Consider the following 15,769-nt stretch of genomic DNA (forward strand, 5'->3'; position numbering starts at 1 on the left):
TTCGGCGTTCTCGCCGGGCCGGCCCCTTCATGTTTTTCTGTGTGTCATATGAGGTGGTGCAGGGTAGATGCCGCGCTAGGCGGCCGTCACCACATGATCGGTGCCGAGCGACCGGTGCGGCGCGATGATCTGCCCGTCCGGCAGCAGCTCACCGGTGTCCTCGAAGCAGAGGACGCCATTGCACAACAGGCTCCATCCCTGCTCCGGGTAGGCGGCCACGAGATGGGCGGCCTCCCGGTCGGCGGAGTCGGCTGACGGGCACGTGGGCTGGTGCTGGCACATGGAAGGGATCTTTCGCTCTGATGTGGTGGCTGTCCTGCGGCTCGATGCGGTGGTCATGCCGCCCCCCGTAATCAATCGTCGGTCGGTCCCAGTGTTGCCCTACGGGCCTGATTCCGCAGGGATTTCACAGTGACGCTCCTCACAGGGTGATGACGCGTCACCCATGCGGGCGGTTGCCTCCAACTCGGCAGTCCCTTTGGGTGGTTAGGGCTGACCCCGGTGGGCTAGCCCGTGAGGGTGAGGGTGGGGACAGCGGTGCGCCCCGCCTCTCCCTGGTCTGAGGGGGTGCGGGGCGCGTGATCGTACGGCACGCTCAGGCGGTCGCCTTGAGCGCGGGTCCGGGGGTCAGCCGGAGGGTGAGCATGGGCAGCAGATCGGAGACCCGGTGCGGGCGGTGCGCGGCGATGCCGGGCGGCGCGGGGGCGAGCGGCACCAGAAGGTCGCCCGGGGCGAAGAGCTCTGACGAGGCGTCGGCCGCGATGTCGGCATGCAGCCAGAGCGTGAGCATGTACAGCTCCGGCACCGACAGCAGCCGCGGCTGGTACGGCGTCGGCAGCGCCTCCGCCTGGCGCAGCGCACGCTCGGTGGACGCGAGGTAGGGGCCTTCGAAGAAGTGCGAGAAGGCCCAGCCGTCGGGGGTGAGCATCGCCTCTCCCGCGGCCACCGCGCGGTCACCTCCCTTGATGAGGAAGCGCCAGCCGGTGAGCCGGGTGCGGGGTGCCGTGCCGCGCGGGGTGACCCGCTCCAGGACGTGCACGGGCAGCGGGAGTTCGGGGCTGAGCGGCGTCTGGGCGGACGTCAGCGACGGAGTGCGCGCCTCGCGGACCGCGGTGGGGGAACCGAGGGCCGTGCGAACGCTGCGGAGGGCAGGCGCGGGGGCAGGGGGGACATGCAGCGGCATGGTGTGGGTCGCCTCTCGCTTCGGAGACACGGTGGAGCTGGGCAGGTGCGGACGACGCTGTCGGCGTGCGGGGTCAGAGGGGGGCCGGGACCGACTCCAGGGCGCCTACTCTCTGCCTCATTCCGGAGTTTATACGACACATGTTCACATGATGTTTCGCCTAGCTGTCGCCGGTATTTCCGGCAAGGGCGAATCGGGACCCGTTCGAGGGGGGATTTCGGTGTTTTTGTGACGGGCCCGCGCCGATGACCTCGGCCTTTTCTCCGTATACGGTAGGCCGGATCCGATCGGTGTTTATCACCAGCGCATTGCGCCGCGCCCCGGTGGCCACTTTATGCCGACGGAATGTGCCGGAGTGCGCTCGGTGAGAGCCTACCGGGTATGCGGCCGCCGTGAGGCGTTATCGATCGCGTCCCCTGGGCATCATCGACCGTGACACGGAGGTCGGCGCCGGGGGCGACCCGCTTGAGAAGGGACGCTTGAATGGGTGAGAAGGTCGTGGCCATGGGGTTCGACCTCGCCGACCGACAGCACCACCGGGACAAGCTCCGGCAGTGTCTGGAAGGGCTGGCGAGGCTCCTGGCGGAGAAGCGGTTCGACCGCCCCCGGAATCTTATGGGGCTGGAGATCGAGCTGAATCTCGCGGGCCCCGACGGCATGCCGAGCATGGTGAATGCCGAGGTGCTGGAACGCATCGCGAGCCATGATTTCCAGACCGAGCTGGGACAGTTCAACCTGGAAGTGAACATCGTCCCTCACCGGCTCTCGGGAAGGGTTCTCGACCAGCTTGCCGAGGAGTTGCGCACAGGGCTGTCGTACGCCGACCGCAAGGCCATGGAAGTCGATTCCGGAATCGTCATGATCGGAATTCTTCCGACACTCACCAGCGGCGATCTCGTGCCCACGAGCCTGTCCGTCGCGGACCGGTACTACCTGCTCAACGACCAGGTGGTGGCCGCCCGGGGCGAGGAGTTCACCATCGACATCTCCGGCGTCGAGCACCTCACCTGCACCGCCAGGTCCATCGCCCCCGAGGCCGCCTGTACGTCCGTGCAGCTGCACCTGCAGGTGACCCCCGGACGGTTCGCCGCGGTGTGGAACGCCGCGCAGGCCGTCGCGGCGGCCCAGATAGCCGTCGGCGCCAACTCGCCCTTTCTCTTCGGCCGGGAGCTGTGGCGCGAGTCCCGGCCGCCGCTGTTCGTCCAGTCCACCGACACCCGCCCGCCCGAGCTGCAGGTCCAGGGCGTGCGGCCGCGCACCTGGTTCGGGGAGCGCTGGATCACCTCCGCGTACGAGCTGTTCGAGGAGAACCTGCGCTTCTTCCCGCCCCTGCTGCCCATCTCGAGCGACGAGGACCCCCTGGGCGTCCTGGACGCGGGCGGCGTGCCGATGCTGCACGAGCTCACTTTGCACAACGGCACCGTCTACCGCTGGAACCGCCCCGTCTACGGCATCGCCGACGGCGTCCCCCACCTGCGCGTGGAGAACCGGGTGCTGCCCGCCGGCCCCACCGTCACCGACGTCATCGCCAACACCGCCTTCTACTACGGGCTGATCAGGGCGCTGGCCGAGGAGCCCCGCCCGGTGTGGACCCGGATGCCGTTCGCCGTCGCCGCCGACAACTTCGACGTCGCCTGCCGCCACGGCATCGAGGCCTTCCTGCGCTGGCCGCGGGCGGGCCGGGGCGGCGCCCCCGCGCGGGTGCCCGCCGTGCGGCTGGTCCTGGAGGAGCTGCTGCCGCTGGCCGCCGCCGGCCTCGACGCCTGGGGCGTCGAACCCGCCGACCGCGACCACTACCTCGGCGTCATCGAAGGACGCTGCCGCCGCCGGGTGAACGGCGCCTCCTGGCAGGCCGCCACCTACCACCGGGCGCTGGAGAAGGGCCTGGACCGCGAGCAGGCGCTCGCCGCCACCACGCGGCGCTACTGCGAGCTGATGCGCACCGGCGAACCCGTGCACACCTGGCCCGCCGGCCTCGCCGGCTGACACGGGGCGCACCCCTGTCCGTACCGGCGCGCGGCCGTCGGGCAAGCTGTGACGACCGTCGTACGACGGTGATGACGGCGGCCAGACGGGAGACGACAGTGCGGCGGAACGCTCCAGACGGTGGCGCGGGTACCCGGCCGGAGGCCCCGGCCGGGCTGCCGGGCGGCGACGGCACACTGCCGCGGCGGACGCTGCGCGCGGAGCTGCTGATCGTCCTGGCGCTCTCGCTCGGGGCCAGCGGCGTGTCGTCGCTGATCAGCTTTGTCGGGGCGGCCACCAGGCCGGGCGGGCTCAAGGACCAGGCCGCCACCCTCAACGCCTCGCACGCGCCCGGCAGGCCCTGGCTCGACCTCGCCTGGCAGCTCTTCGGCATCGCCACCGCGCTCGTGCCCGTCTTCCTGGTGGCGTACCTGCTGATGCGCGAGGGCCGGACGCTGCGCGTCATCGGCTTCGACCGGGAGCGGCCCGCCTTCGACCTCAGCCGGGGAGCGGGCCTGGCCGCGGCCATCGGCGGCACGGGGCTGGCGTTCTACCTCCTCGCGCGGGCGGCCGGATTCAACCTGACCGTGGTGCCGGAGAACCTGCCCGACGTGTGGTGGAAGATTCCCGTGCTCATCGCCTCGGCCCTGCAGAACGCGGTGCTGGAGGAGGTCGTGGTCGTCGGCTATCTGCTGCGCCGGCTGGGACAGCTGGGCTGGACGCCGGCGGCGGCGCTGGCGGCGAGCGCGGTGCTGCGCGGCTCGTACCACCTCTACCAGGGGATCGGCGGCTTCGTCGGCAACATGGCGATGGGCGTGCTCTTCGTCCTGCTCTACCGGCGGTGGGGGCGGGTCGGGCCGCTGGTCGCCGCGCACGCGCTGATCGACATCGTGGCCTTCGTCGGCTACGCGCTGCTCGCCGGCAAGGTGGGCTGGCTGCCCACGGCCTGACCCGTCCCCTGGTGGCTGTTTATGCCAGCAGCTCGCCGTCGATGACGGTGACGGCGGACCCGGTCAGCAGCGTCCGGTCGCCGCGCAGCGTGGTGCGGACGAGGCCGCTGCGGGCGGACGCCTGAAGGCCCGTGAGCTCCTCGCGGCCCAGGCGGGCGGACCAGAAGGGCGCCAGCGCGGTGTGCGCGCTGCCGGTGACGGGGTCCTCGTCGATCCCGACGTTCGGGAAGAAGCAGCGCGAGATGTAGTCGTAGCCGCGGCCGGGGTCCTCGGCCGGGGCGGTGGCGATGATGCCCCGGCGGGAGTGCCGGGCGAGCGCGGGGATGTCGGGGGACAGGGCCCGTACGGTCTTCTCGTCGGCGAGCTCGATGACGAGGTCGCCGATGTGCGGTCCGGTGTCGTGCGTGCTCAGCGGCGTGGCGCCGAGGGCCTCGGCCACCCCGTCGGGCGCGGCCACCGCGGTGAGCGGCGCGGTCGGGAAGTCCAGGGTGATCGAGCCGTCCTCGTGCGCCGTCGCGGTGAGGATGCCGCAGCGTGCGGCGAAGCGCACGGTGCCGGTGGCGGCGCCCGTGGTGCGCAGGACATGGGCCGTGGCGAGCGTGGCGTGGCCGCACATGTCGACCTCGGTGGCGGGCGTGAACCAGCGCAGCGCCCAGTCGGCGTCGGAGCCGGGCGGCAGCCGGTGGGCGAAGGCCGTCTCGGCGTGGTTGACCTCCCTGGCGACGTGCTGCAGCCAGACGTCGTCGGGGAAGGCGCCGGCTTCCAGGAGCAGGACTCCCGCGGGGTTGCCGGCGAAGGGACGGTCGGTGAAGGCGTCGACGATTCGAATCCGCATGGCGGTGACCGTAGGCGCCCGTAAAAGCCGCAGGCCAGAGCCAATTGGCGAGAGGTGGCCCGGGTGCGGGCCCGGGACGGCCCCTGCCGCGGTGCCTGCGTGATCTTGCTGACCCGGTCGGCCTCTCTTGTCATCCGATCGGTTCCGATATATCGTTGAGATATCGCGACCGATCAATGATTGGAGGGACGCAATGCGTTTCCATGGACACGGTCATGAACACCGCGGACTCCGCTCCGGCGCCGGCCCGCAGGGCTTCGGAGGCCGGCGCGCCTTCGGCCCCTTCGGCCCGCCGTTCGGCGGCCCGCCCATGGGCGGCCGCGGGCGCGGCGGAAGGGGCGGCAGGGCGCGGCGCGGCGACGTACGGGCCTCGATCCTGGCGCTGCTCAAGGACCGCCCGATGCACGGCTACGAAATGATCCAGGAGATCGCCGAACGCAGCGGCGGCAGCTGGAAGCCGAGCCCCGGCTCCGTCTATCCGACGCTGCAGATGCTGGAGGACGAAGGCCTGATCGTCAGCGAGAGCGAGGGCGGCAAGAAGCTGTTCACGCTCACCTCCGACGGCCGCGCCGAGGCCGACGCGGGCCCGCAGACCCCCTGGGAGGACGTCGGGCGCGGCGCCGACTGGGAGGGCGCGATGGAGATCCGGCAGGCCGGTTCCGGCCTCATGGAAGCTCTGGTCCAGGTCTGGCGGACCGGCAGCCCCGAGCAGCGGGAGAAGGCCCTCGCCGTCGTCAACGACGCGCGGAAGAAGATGTACCTGATCCTCGCCGACGAGGACTGAGGCGACGAGGACTGGCGCACCGGAAATGGCGGGGCCCACGGAATCGGTATTCCGTGGGCCCCGCCGCGTTCCTTGACCGGGTCGCGGGGCATGAGCAGACTCCGGTTCCGGATCCGATCGGAACGGAGCCCCCCATGGCCCTGCGTACGCGCCGACGGCACGCCGCGGTCGCGCTCACCGCCCTCGCCGTCTGCGCGGCCGCTCCCCTCGGCGTCCCCGTCGGCGTCGGCGACGCGCAGCCGCTCTACCGCGACGCCCGCGCCGATCCGGACGAGCGGACGCGTGACCTGCTGCGCCGTATGACGCTCGACGAGAAGATCGGGCAGATGGCCCAGATCGCCGTGGTCCGGCTGCAGGGCGACTGCCACGAGAGCGGCGGCGAGCTGAGCCGGGCATGCCTGAAGAGCGTGCTCGACGACCACGCCGTCGGCTCCGTGCTCTCCGGCGGAGGCATGGGACCGCCGCGCAACACACCGGGCGACTGGGCCCGCATGGTCAACGGGGTGCAGAAGTACGCCCTGGACCACAGCCGGCTGCGCGTTCCCGTGCTCTACGGCGTCGACGCCGTCCACGGCCACAACAACGTCCTCGGCGCCACCGTCTTCCCCCACCAGATCGGCCTCGCCGCCGCCTGGGACCCCACGCTCGTGCGCGCCGTCGCCGACACCACCGCCCGCGCGGTCGCCGCCACCGGCATGGACTGGAACTTCACCCCCGTCGCCGACCTCGCCCGCGACCGGCGCTGGGGGCGCTACTACGAGACCTTCGGCGAGGATCCGCTGCTCGCGGGCGCGCTGGCCGCCGCCGCGGTGCGAGGCACCGAGAGTGCCGCCGGCGCCAAAAAGGTCGCCTCCACGGTCAAGCACCTCGGCGGCTACTCCGAACCCGCCAACGGCCACGACCGGGTGCCCGCCGACGTCTCCCCGCGCTACCTCCAGGACACCCTCCTCGCGCCCTACCGCACCGCGATCCACGCCGGGGCGAAGACCGTGATGGTCAACTCCGGAGCCCTCAACGGCGTACCGGCGACCGCCTCCCGCCATCTGCTGACGACGGTGCTGCGCCGGCAGTGGGGCTTTACCGGCGTCACGGTCTCCGACTGGCAGGACGTCCGCGCCCTGTGGACGAAGTACAAGGTGGCGGCGGACTATCCGCACGCGATCGCCCTCGCGGTCAACGCGGGCGTCGACATGGCGATGGAACCCTACGAGGTGCGCGAGTTCACCGAGGGCCTGCGCGGCGCGGTACGGGCCGGCCTCGTGTCGCGGGAGCGGATCGACGAGGCCGCCGGGCGCGTGCTGCGGCTGAAGTTCGACCTCGGACTCTTCGAGCGACCATTTGTCGACGCCGAGCGCGCAAACACCGAAATCGTGGGGACGGGACGTGAACTGGCCCGGCGCGCCGCCACCGCGTCGCAGGTCCTGCTGCGCAATGAGAAGCACCATGGCAAGAACGTCCTGCCGATCGGGCCGTCCGCACGGAGGATCGTGGTCGCCGGAGCCCTCGCGGACGACATCGTGGACCAGGCGGGCGGCTGGACCGTCGGCTGGCACCGGGTGCCCGCAGGGGTGAAGCTCGAGGGCACCACCGTGCTCGAGGGCATCAAGGCGGCCGCACCCGACGGCACCCGCGTCGTCCATGCCGGGAACACCGCACAGGCGGCGCGGGAGGCCCGTACCGCCGATGTGACGGTCGTCGTGGTCGGGGAGAAGGCCGCGGCCGAGGGCGAGGCCGACAGTCCCCGGCCCGAACTTGCCGCGGACCAGCAGGCGCTGGTGTCGGCACTGAGGGCGAGCGGCCGCCCGGTTGTGGTCGTCGTGATCGCAGGCCGACCACTGGTCCTGGGGGAGGCGGCCGGCACGGACGGGCTGCTGATGTCCTGGCTGCCGGGAACCGAGGGCGGCCACGCGATCGCCGACGTGCTCTTCGGCAAGGTGAACCCCCGCGGACGGCTCCCCGTGTCCTGGCCCCGGAGGACGGGCAACGAACCGCTGTACTACCAGCAGTTGCCCGGAACCAACGCGGGCGCGGAATCCGCGCACGACGTGGCGTACGACTTCGGCGACGGGCTCTCCTATACGACTTACCGCTTCGACTCGATCGCCCTCGCGGCGTCCTCCGTGCCCGCGGGCCGCGAGGTAGGGGTGACGGTGAAGGTGAGCAACACCGGTGCGCGCGACGGCGACCTCGTCGTACCGGTCTACGTCTCCCGGCCCGTCAGCGACGTCCTCGCCCCGCCACGGAAGCTGGTGGCGTTCGCCAGGATCCATCTGAAGGCCGGGCAGTCGGACACGGTACGGCTCACCGTCCCACCGAGCGCGCTCGCGGTGACCCCGGGCGACCTCGACGGCGCGGGGACGCCGCGCGTCGAACAGGGGGCGTACGTCTTCACGGCCGGGGAGCGCACGGCCACACTGGACGTCACCCCGGGCGAACCGGCGGGAAACGCGCGCCCCTGAGACGAAATGCGTCACTCGTCCTTCTTGAGGATGAGGAACCCGCGTCGTATACCCGACCGGCGTCGGATGTGTGAATGCAACTCTCCGGGGATGCTCTCATCACATGGGACTGATGGGGTAGCAGGGTGCAAAGCCGTACACCTGACACCGGATGGACCGGGGCCGCGGGCGGGACTCCGCTCAGCACGGAACTCGCCTCGGCGGTCATGGGTGCCCGCAGGCGCGCCGCACGCGACGGCGACCGGCAGATCGACACCGCCCATCTGCTGCACACGCTGCTCGAGGCCGACCCCGCCGCGCGGGGCGCCTTTCCCGGCGGGCCGGCCCAGGTCGCCCGGCTGCTCGGCTATCTCGTCCAGCGCACCATCGGCTACGGGCTGCGCTGGAGCGGCACGGTGGAGGACTCCGGCCGCCTGCCCGCCCTGACCGGTGGCACGATGCCCGGCTGGTCGCCCGCCGCCGCCGGCGCCATGCGGGAGGCGTACGCCCGGGCTCACGCGCGCGGCGCGGGGCGCGTACACGGCACGGACCTGCTCGCGGCGCTGGTACGCGACCCCCGCTGCCGGGCCGTCGACGTCCTGCAGCGGGCCGGCGTCGATGCGGGCCTGCTCGCCGCGTGTGTGGATGGTGCGTGTGTGGATGGCGCGCTGATGGACGCGGGCAATCACTCCGAGTGCGGCTGAGTCGTCGCCTGCGCGGGCGGGTTGTGGCCGGCCCATGTCTCCGTGTCGGATCCAGGGTGGTACGTGGTGGTTCGTCGAACAGGGGTGAATCTGCCAGGACCAAAAAGGGTGACGGTCCTGTCTGTTGCTGCCATGATGCAGCGATGCAAGCGTCTCCAAGAAAAAGCGCCGGTCTGGGCCTCGCCCTGGTGTCCGCGCTCGCGTTCGGTGGATCGGGTGTCGCGGCCAAGCCGCTGATCGAAGCGGGCCTGGACCCCCTCCATGTGGTGTGGTTGCGGGCGACCGGCGCGGCCCTGGTCCTGCTGCCCGTCGCCTGGCGCCACCGCGCCCTGGTGACGCGGCGCCCCGCGCTCCTCGCCGGCTTCGGGCTGCTCGCCGTGGCGGGCGTCCAGGCCTGCTACTTCGCGGCGATATCCCGGATCCCGGTCGGCGTCGCCATGCTGGTCGAGTACCTCGCGCCGGCGCTCGTGCTGGGCTGGGTGCGGTTCGTCCAGCGGCGGCCGGTGAGCCGGGCCGCGGCCGTGGGCGTGGTGCTCGCCGTGGGCGGGCTCGCCTGCGTCGTGCAGGTCTGGTCGGGGCTGACTTTCGACGCCGTGGGCCTGCTGCTGGCGCTGTGCGCGGCGTTCTGCCAGGTCGGTTACTTCATCCTGTCCGACCACGGCGGCGACGGCGAGGACCCCGTCGACCCGATCGGAGTGATCGCCTACGGGCTGCTCGTCGGCGCCGTCCTGCTCACCGCCGTGGCCATGCCCTGGAACCTGGACTGGGCAGTGCTCGCCGGGAGTACCGGCATGAACGACATGCGGGTACCGGCCGCGCTGCTGGTCGGCTGGCTCGTCCTGGTCGCGACGGTGGCGGCCTACCTCACCGGAGTGCTGTCCGTACGCCGGCTTTCGCCGCAGGTCGCCGGCGTCGTCGCCTGCCTGGAGGCGGTTATCGCCTGCGTGCTGGCCTGGGTGCTGCTGGGGGAGCACCTCTCCGTTCCCCAGATCCTGGGTGGCGCGATCGTGCTGACAGGGGCCTTCATCGCGCAGCGCTCCACGCCCAAGGAGGCGTCGGCGACGCCCGTGGCCGGGGGAGGCGCGGGAGCCGGGGCGGATGTGGGTGTGGCCGCGTGCATGGACACGGGTGTTGCCGCGGAGGCGGCCGCGGAGATGGCCGCGGAGATGGCCGCCGGGCGGGAGTTGTCCGGGGGAACCCGTTCGGCCTAGGCTGACGATCATGCCGATGACTGTTCTGCCGCCTCCCGCCGCGTAGCGCGGGCGGCCGCTTCCCGGAGGACCGGGCCCGGGACGAGCTCCCGGGCTGATCGCCGCTGCCCGCAGACGGACCAAGCGATCATTCATGTCTTCCGCGGGAGAACAGTCGTGCACCACACCTCTCTTCCGGCCTGCCCTTCTTCGGGCGGGCCGGCCACCGGTCTGTCGTCATCGGCCGGTCTGTCATCCACCGGTTCCTCAACCACCGGTCTCTCATCTACCGGTCCGTCGTCATCCGGTCCGTCGTCATCCGGACTGTCGTCATCCGGACTGTCGTCATCGTCGGGCCCGGCCCTCGGCGGGCCGGCCACCGGCCATTCCGGCGGTCCGGCCACCGGCCCGGCCGGCCGCACGTCCACGGGCCTGTCCGTACGCCGCGGGCTGGCCTACGTCACCTTCGCGGCCGTGGCGTGGGGCACCTCCGGACCGGTGGCCGCCGTGGTCTTCGATGCCAGTGGCCTCGGCCCTCTCGCCCTCAGCTTCTGGCGCACTGCCGGCGGTTTCGCCCTCCTGCTGGCCTTTTGGGCCGTCCGCGTTCTGCGGCGGGGCTGCCCGCGCGGAGGGCGCCCAGCGGAGCCGATGTGGCGACGGGTGACGCGGATCGCGATCACCGGCGCCGGCCTCGCCGTCTTCCAGGCCGCCTACTTCGCCGCGGTCGACGGGACGGGCATCGCGGTCGGCACCGTCGTCACGCTGGGGGCCGCGCCCGTGATGGTGGCGCTCGGCGGCATGGTGCTGATGGGCGAGCGGCTCGGTACGGGCGGCAGGCTGGCCGTCTCCGGCGCGCTCGCAGGCCTGGCGGTGCTGATGCTCGGCGGCGACGGCGGGGGCGCGGTGCGCCCGGCGGGAGTCGCCATGGCGCTGCTGTCGGCGGCGGGCTATGCGGTGATCACCCTCTACACGCGGTTCCTCGGCCACCAGGGCAGGGGCTCGAATCCGTTCACGACGACTCTGACGTCGTTCGGCGTCGGCACGGTGTGCCTGCTGCCGCTCGCCGCGGCCGAGGGGCTGTGGCCCCAGACGCATGAACTGGGGCGCACTCTGGGGCTCTTGGGGTACCTGGTGTCGGTGCCGACCGCGCTGGCCTACGCGTTGTTCTTCGCGGGGCTCGCGGCGGTGCGGGGTACGACGGTCACGGTGATCACCTTGCTGGAGCCGGTCACGGCCGCGGTCATCGCGGTGGCCCTGCTGGGGGAGCGCCTGACCGCCGCGACCGCGGTCGGCACGGCCGTTCTGCTGAGCGCGGTGGGCGTGCTGACCTGTGCGGAGGCGCGCGACTCGGCGGCCCCCGCGCGGGCGGACGTGCTCAGAGACCGGTGAGGTAGGCCGGTACGGGGATGCCGGGGGCGAGGTCGTCGGCCGGGACCGGGGCGCCGTACGTGGTCGTCACGGGGACGACGCCGCTCCAGTGGGGGAGGGCGAGGTCCTCGGCGTCGTCGTTGGGGCCGCCCACCCGGGCCTTGGCCGACACCTCGGTGAGGTCGACACACAGCACGGCCGTCGCGGCCAGCTCCTTCGGCGACGCCGGGCGGGAGTCCGCCGCCCTGCCCGGCACGACCTGCTCCACCAGCGCGTCGAGGGCGGCGGTCAGCTCGGCCTCGTCGGTGACCCTGCGGGCCCTGCCCTGCACCACCACCGAGCGGTAGTTGAGGGAGTGGTGGAAGGCGGAGCGGGCCAGGACGAGGCCGTCGACGTGGGTGACCGTGATGCACACGGGCATCCCCGGCTCCTCCGCCTGCCCGGCGGCGCGCAGCGGCCGCGAGCCGGTCGAACCGTGGACGTACAGGCGCTCCCCGACGCGTCCGTAGAGCGTCGGGAGGACGACGGGGGCGCCGTCGCGGACGAAACCGAGGTGGCAGACGTAGCCCGCGTCGAGTATCGCGTGGATGCTCTCGCGGTCGTAGGAGGCCCGGTCGCGGCCACGGGTGGGGATCGTGCGCTCGGTCCGCTCGTACTGCCCGGCGCCGGAGGACTGCTCGCCGGCCCCGGAGGACTGCTCGACGACCGTGGAAGAAGGCATTGCGCTCTCCATTGCACTAGTGCATACTCGTGTTTGTGCTAGGAGAGTATCGGATCGAGGGTCGTCGCGCAGCGGACATTTCCGCGAGCGTGGAGCGCGCGGTGGGGGCCGGCAGGCTCGCGCCGGGCGAATTGCTGCCGCCCATGCGGGAATTGGCGGTGGAGCTGGGCGTCAATCCCAACACCGTGGCGGCCGCGTACCGCACGCTGCGCGACCGCGGGGTGATCGAGACGTCGGGGCGGCGGGGGAGCCGGGTGCGGCAGCGCCCGGCCACCGCGCCGCGCGAACTGATCCGTGTGGAGGCGCCGGAGGGGGTGCGCGACGTCTCCGCCGGCAACCCCGATCCGGCGCTGCTGCCCCCGCTGGGCGAGGCGCTCGCGGCGGCCGCGGAGCGGGCCCGCCGTGATCCGGTGCTGTACGGCGCGCCGGCGGTCGACACGGAGCTCGAGCGCATGGCCCGGGCGATGTTCGCGCAGGACGGCGTGCCCGAGGGGCCGGTGGCGGTCACCTCGGGGGCGCTGGACGGGATCGAGCGGCTGCTGACCGCGCACCTGCGGCCCGGGGACGCCGTGGCGGTGGAGGATCCGGGCTGGGGCAGTCTCCTGGACCTCGTGCCCGCGCTCGGCCTGCGGGTGGTCCCCGTCGCGGTCGACGACGACGGTCCCCTGCCCGAGGACACCGAGCGGGCGCTGCGGGAAGGAGCCAGGGCCCTGGTCGTCACCGACCGGGCGCAGAACCCCACGGGAGCAGCCGTCGGCGAGGCGCGCGCCCGCGAGCTGCGGGCCGTCCTCGCGCGCCACTCCCATGTGCTGCTCATCGAGGACGACCACGGCCATGGCATCGTCGACCTTCCGCTGCACCCGCTGGCCGGCGTCACTGCCCACTGGGCGCTGGTGCGTTCCGTCGCCAAGGCGTACGGCCCCGACCTGCGGCTCGCGATGCTGACGGGCGACGCCGTGACCGTGGACCGGGTGCGTGGGCGCCAGCGGCTGGGGCACGGGTGGGTGAGCCATGTGCTGCAGGACGCCGTGCTGTATCTATGGCGCACCGGGGCCGTGGACGCCGTCGCGGTGGCGCGCGCGTACGGGCGGCGCCGGGACACCCTCGTGCGGGCCCTGCGGGAGCGGGGGATCGAGGCGCACGGGCGCAGCGGGATGAATGTGTGGCTGCCCGTGCCCGACGAGACGGGGGCGGTGACGCGGCTGCTGCAGGCGGGGTGGGCGGTGGCGCCGGGCGCGCGCTTCCGGGTGGCCTCGGCGCCCGGAGTTCGTCTGACCGTCTCCGGCTTGACGATGGACGAGATAGGGAAGGTCGCGGACGCCTTGGCGGCCGCGACCGTACCGGTGCCGGCGGGGCGCTACGACTGACCCCGGCGGGGCGCTACGACTGGGCGGACTCGGCCCGGGCCGCCGGGGTCCGGGCGGCGCCGAGCGGGTCCGTGGCGGCCGGAGCCGATCCGGTCCGGTCCGCGCCGGTCTCGCCCGGTCCGTCTGTCCCGCCCGTCTCGTCTGCCTTGTCCGTCGTGCTCGTGCCCGTCCGGAGGGTCCGGGAGCGGACGGTCTTGGCGGGGGCGCTCGCCCTGCTCTGGGTGAGGGCCGCGCCGGCCAGCACGATCAGGGCGCCGACCGGGGTGTTCCAGGTGAGGTCTTCGCCCAGGAGGACCACGCCGGCCCCGGTCGCGACGACCGGGATGAAGTAGGTCGTCAGGGTGGCGGTCGTCGGCCCGACCTCGGCGACCAGGCCGTACTGGATGAGGAAGGCGAAGCCGGTGCCCAGCGCGCCGAGCGCGACGACGGCCAGCAGTGGCAGCACGGGGAAGGAGGTCGGCAGGGGGCTGAACACCGGGGCGGCGATCGCCAGCTGGACGGTGCCCACGAGCAGCTGGGCGCCGGACAGCGACAGATTGGAGTCGCCCGTGCCGGACAGCGTGCGCCGGACGTAGATCCAGCCGACGGCGTAGCTGGCGGAGGCGATAAGCGCCATCACCGTGCCCGCGGTGTCCTGGCCCGAGAAGCCCTGCCAGGCGCCGAGCACGATGAGGACGCCGGCGAAGCCGAGGCCGAGCCCGGCGAAGCGGCGCCGGGTGGGGCGGTCCTCGGACAGTGCCACGAGGGAGAGCACCATGCCCCACAGCGGGGTCGTGGCGTTGCAGATGCCGGCCAGGGTGGAGGGGATCGTCAGCTCGGAGTAGGCGAAGAGCGTGAACGGCAGGGAGTTGAGGAGGAAGGCCGCCACGGTCAGGTGGGCCCAGATGCGCGGGGAGCGCGGCAGCCGCTGCCGCTTGACCGCCATCGCCACGGCGAGCACTGCCGTGCCGAAGAGCATCCGGCCGAAGGAGACATACGCCGGGGCGTAGCCGTCGGTGCCGAGCTTGATGAACAGAAAGCTGAAGCCCCAGATGAGGGCGAGCGCGCCGAAGCGGATCCGCCAGTCCACCGGCGAACGCCCCTGACCGGCAGGGGCGTCTGTGACGGAAGGGGCGGATGTCGTTTTGGGTGTGGCGCTGGTGCTCATGTGACTACGATGCAGCCTCGTACGGATTAGAACAAGCAAATAATTGTGGGCACCATCGCGTAGCATCGCTTATATGTTGAACCTCGAGCGCCTGCGTACCCTCGATGCCGTCGCCCGTCATGGCTCCGTCAGCGGCGCGGCGGACGGACTGCATGTGACGACGTCCGCGGTTTCGCAGCAGCTGGCCAAGCTGGAGCGCGAGGCGGGCCAGCAGCTGCTCGCCAAGAACGGCCGCGGGGTGCGCCTCACCGATGCCGGCCGGCTGCTCGCCGACCACGCCTCGCGCATCCTCTCGCAGGTGGAGCTGGCCCAGGCCGACCTGGAGGCCCAGCGCGGCCATGCCGTCGGGGAGCTCCTGCTGGGTGCCTTCCCCACGGCGGCCCGCGGCCTGTTCCCGGCGGCGCTCGTCGGGCTGCGCGGCGAGCACCCGCAGCTGCGGGTGCGGCTGGAGGAGATGGAGCAGGACGAGGCCGTCCCCCGGGTGATGCGCGGCGACATCGACCTGGCCATCGTCCTCGACTGGTACAACAAGCCGCTGCCGGTGCCGGACGAGCTCGTCAAGGCCCCGCTGCTCGACGACCGCGTCGATGTCGCGGTCCCGGCCGACCACCCGCTCGCGGACCGGGAGCAGGTCGCGCTGGAGGACTTCGCCGAGGACGAGTGGATCTCCTGGCCCAAGGGCGAGTTCTGCCACGACTGGCTGCTGTTCACGCTGCGCGGCAAGGGCGTGGAGCCCCGCATCTCGCACAAGGCCGACGAGCACCCCACCCAGCTCGCCCTGGTCGGCGCGGGCCTGGGCGTCGCCGTCGCGCCCCGCCTGGGACGCGGCCCGGTGCCGGAGGGGGTGCGCGTGGTGCGCGTACAACCGACGATGTGCCGCCACGTCTTCGCGATCTGGCGCGCGGACGCCGACCGCAGGCCCTCGATCCGCGCGGCGGTCGAGGCCCTCCGAGCGGCCGGCGCGGCCGTCGGCGTCTAGAGGCTGTCCGGTGGGTCCTGCGAGAGCCGACCCGTTGGGCAGTCATCAGGAGTCGGGTGGGCTTTGAGTGAGTCCAGGTGAGGCGCGGCGCATCCGATCGGGTGAAGTGCTTGCGGGAGGTCTGTTCAGTGTTGGCAA

14 protein-coding genes are annotated in these 15,769 nt (G+C 72.5%); 9 read left to right on the plus strand and 5 right to left on the minus strand.

Annotated features, from left to right (window positions below):
• Positions 1 to 75: 75 nt before the first annotated feature.
• Positions 76 to 282, minus strand: coding sequence for a DUF5999 family protein (locus ACIGXW_RS31855; protein ID WP_071964758.1), 207 nt, complete (start codon positions 280 to 282; stop codon positions 76 to 78).
• 313 nt (positions 283 to 595) lie between these two features.
• Positions 596 to 1,183 (minus strand): hypothetical protein, encoded by a 588-nt coding sequence (locus ACIGXW_RS31860; protein WP_071964759.1) that lies wholly within the window; start codon positions 1,181 to 1,183, stop codon positions 596 to 598.
• Positions 1,184 to 1,666: 483 nt separating this feature from the next.
• On the opposite strand from ACIGXW_RS31860, the gene ACIGXW_RS31865 reads away from it, so the two are divergent.
• The gene (locus tag ACIGXW_RS31865; protein ID WP_399576423.1) at positions 1,667 to 3,169 is read left to right on the plus strand and encodes a glutamate--cysteine ligase; all 1,503 of its coding nucleotides are present in this window, start codon (positions 1,667 to 1,669) and stop codon (positions 3,167 to 3,169) included.
• Positions 3,170 to 3,240: 71 nt separating this feature from the next.
• The gene (locus ACIGXW_RS31870; protein ID WP_399576424.1) at positions 3,241 to 4,098 is read left to right on the plus strand and encodes a CPBP family intramembrane glutamic endopeptidase; all 858 of its coding nucleotides are present in this window, start codon (positions 3,241 to 3,243) and stop codon (positions 4,096 to 4,098) included.
• Positions 4,099 to 4,117: 19 nt separating this feature from the next.
• Here ACIGXW_RS31870 and ACIGXW_RS31875 read toward each other — a convergent pair whose 3' ends face one another.
• Positions 4,118 to 4,933, minus strand: coding sequence for a PhzF family phenazine biosynthesis protein (locus ACIGXW_RS31875; protein WP_399576425.1), 816 nt, complete (start codon positions 4,931 to 4,933; stop codon positions 4,118 to 4,120).
• Between the two features lie 193 nt (positions 4,934 to 5,126).
• On the opposite strand from ACIGXW_RS31875, the gene ACIGXW_RS31880 reads away from it, so the two are divergent.
• The 5 genes from ACIGXW_RS31880 (at position 5,127) to ACIGXW_RS31900 (ending at position 11,438) form a co-directional block, all read left to right on the plus strand.
• Entirely contained in the window at positions 5,127 to 5,717 is a 591-nt protein-coding gene (locus tag ACIGXW_RS31880; RefSeq protein WP_071964762.1) for a PadR family transcriptional regulator, read from the plus strand.
• Between the two features lie 134 nt (positions 5,718 to 5,851).
• Complete coding sequence (locus ACIGXW_RS31885) at positions 5,852 to 8,176, plus strand: glycoside hydrolase family 3 N-terminal domain-containing protein (RefSeq protein ID WP_399576426.1); 2,325 nt, start codon at positions 5,852 to 5,854, stop codon at positions 8,174 to 8,176.
• A gap of 206 nt (positions 8,177 to 8,382) precedes the next feature.
• The gene (locus ACIGXW_RS31890; RefSeq protein ID WP_399576427.1) at positions 8,383 to 8,859 is read left to right on the plus strand and encodes a Clp protease N-terminal domain-containing protein; all 477 of its coding nucleotides are present in this window, start codon (positions 8,383 to 8,385) and stop codon (positions 8,857 to 8,859) included.
• A gap of 143 nt (positions 8,860 to 9,002) precedes the next feature.
• Positions 9,003 to 10,070 (plus strand): EamA family transporter, encoded by a 1,068-nt coding sequence (locus ACIGXW_RS31895; protein WP_399576428.1) that lies wholly within the window; start codon positions 9,003 to 9,005, stop codon positions 10,068 to 10,070.
• Between the two features lie 453 nt (positions 10,071 to 10,523).
• Positions 10,524 to 11,438 carry a DMT family transporter gene (locus ACIGXW_RS31900; protein WP_399576429.1) on the plus strand — a complete coding sequence of 305 codons (915 nt, stop codon included), beginning with the start codon at positions 10,524 to 10,526 and terminating at the stop codon, positions 11,436 to 11,438.
• Here ACIGXW_RS31900 and ACIGXW_RS31905 read toward each other — a convergent pair.
• Entirely contained in the window at positions 11,425 to 12,138 is a 714-nt protein-coding gene (locus ACIGXW_RS31905) for a pyridoxamine 5'-phosphate oxidase family protein (protein ID WP_399576430.1), read from the minus strand. The genes ACIGXW_RS31900 and ACIGXW_RS31905 overlap by 14 nt on opposite strands.
• A gap of 35 nt (positions 12,139 to 12,173) precedes the next feature.
• Here ACIGXW_RS31905 and ACIGXW_RS31910 point away from each other — a divergent pair, with 35 nt between their 5' ends.
• Positions 12,174 to 13,505: an aminotransferase class I/II-fold pyridoxal phosphate-dependent enzyme gene (locus ACIGXW_RS31910; protein WP_399576431.1), complete on the plus strand. Its 1,332-nt coding sequence runs from the start codon at positions 12,174 to 12,176 to the stop codon at positions 13,503 to 13,505.
• A 13-nt stretch (positions 13,506 to 13,518) separates the two neighbouring features.
• Here ACIGXW_RS31910 and ACIGXW_RS31915 read toward each other — a convergent pair whose 3' ends face one another.
• Positions 13,519 to 14,652 (minus strand): DMT family transporter, encoded by a 1,134-nt coding sequence (locus ACIGXW_RS31915; RefSeq protein WP_399576432.1) that lies wholly within the window; start codon positions 14,650 to 14,652, stop codon positions 13,519 to 13,521.
• A gap of 73 nt (positions 14,653 to 14,725) precedes the next feature.
• Between ACIGXW_RS31915 and ACIGXW_RS31920 the strand changes: the two genes are divergently transcribed.
• Entirely contained in the window at positions 14,726 to 15,631 is a 906-nt protein-coding gene (locus ACIGXW_RS31920) for a LysR substrate-binding domain-containing protein (RefSeq protein ID WP_399576433.1), read from the plus strand.
• Positions 15,632 to 15,769 lie beyond the last annotated feature (138 nt).

Source organism: Streptomyces sp. NPDC053079 (assembly GCF_044546695.1).
Lineage (GTDB): Bacteria > Actinomycetota > Actinomycetes > Streptomycetales > Streptomycetaceae > Streptomyces.

Bases quoted from the DNA above. Each gene is read 5' to 3' on its own strand.
- ACIGXW_RS31870 (WP_399576424.1), top strand. From the start codon at position 3,241: ATGACGGCGGCCAGACGGGAGACGACAGTGCGGCGGAACGCTCCAGAC.
- ACIGXW_RS31860 (WP_071964759.1), bottom strand. From the start codon at position 1,183: ATGCCGCTGCATGTCCCCCCTGCCCCCGCGCCTGCCCTCCGCAGCGTT.
- ACIGXW_RS31885 (WP_399576426.1), top strand. From the start codon at position 5,852: ATGGCCCTGCGTACGCGCCGACGGCACGCCGCGGTCGCGCTCACCGCC.
- ACIGXW_RS31865 (WP_399576423.1), top strand. From the start codon at position 1,667: ATGGGTGAGAAGGTCGTGGCCATGGGGTTCGACCTCGCCGACCGACAG.
- ACIGXW_RS31895 (WP_399576428.1), top strand. From the start codon at position 9,003: ATGCAAGCGTCTCCAAGAAAAAGCGCCGGTCTGGGCCTCGCCCTGGTG.
- ACIGXW_RS31920 (WP_399576433.1), top strand. From the start codon at position 14,726: ATGTTGAACCTCGAGCGCCTGCGTACCCTCGATGCCGTCGCCCGTCAT.
- ACIGXW_RS31915 (WP_399576432.1), bottom strand. From the start codon at position 14,652: ATGAGCACCAGCGCCACACCCAAAACGACATCCGCCCCTTCCGTCACA.
- ACIGXW_RS31855 (WP_071964758.1), bottom strand. From the start codon at position 282: ATGTGCCAGCACCAGCCCACGTGCCCGTCAGCCGACTCCGCCGACCGG.
- ACIGXW_RS31875 (WP_399576425.1), bottom strand. From the start codon at position 4,933: ATGCGGATTCGAATCGTCGACGCCTTCACCGACCGTCCCTTCGCCGGC.
- ACIGXW_RS31890 (WP_399576427.1), top strand. From the start codon at position 8,383: ATGGGTGCCCGCAGGCGCGCCGCACGCGACGGCGACCGGCAGATCGAC.
- ACIGXW_RS31880 (WP_071964762.1), top strand. From the start codon at position 5,127: ATGCGTTTCCATGGACACGGTCATGAACACCGCGGACTCCGCTCCGGC.
- ACIGXW_RS31905 (WP_399576430.1), bottom strand. From the start codon at position 12,138: ATGCCTTCTTCCACGGTCGTCGAGCAGTCCTCCGGGGCCGGCGAGCAG.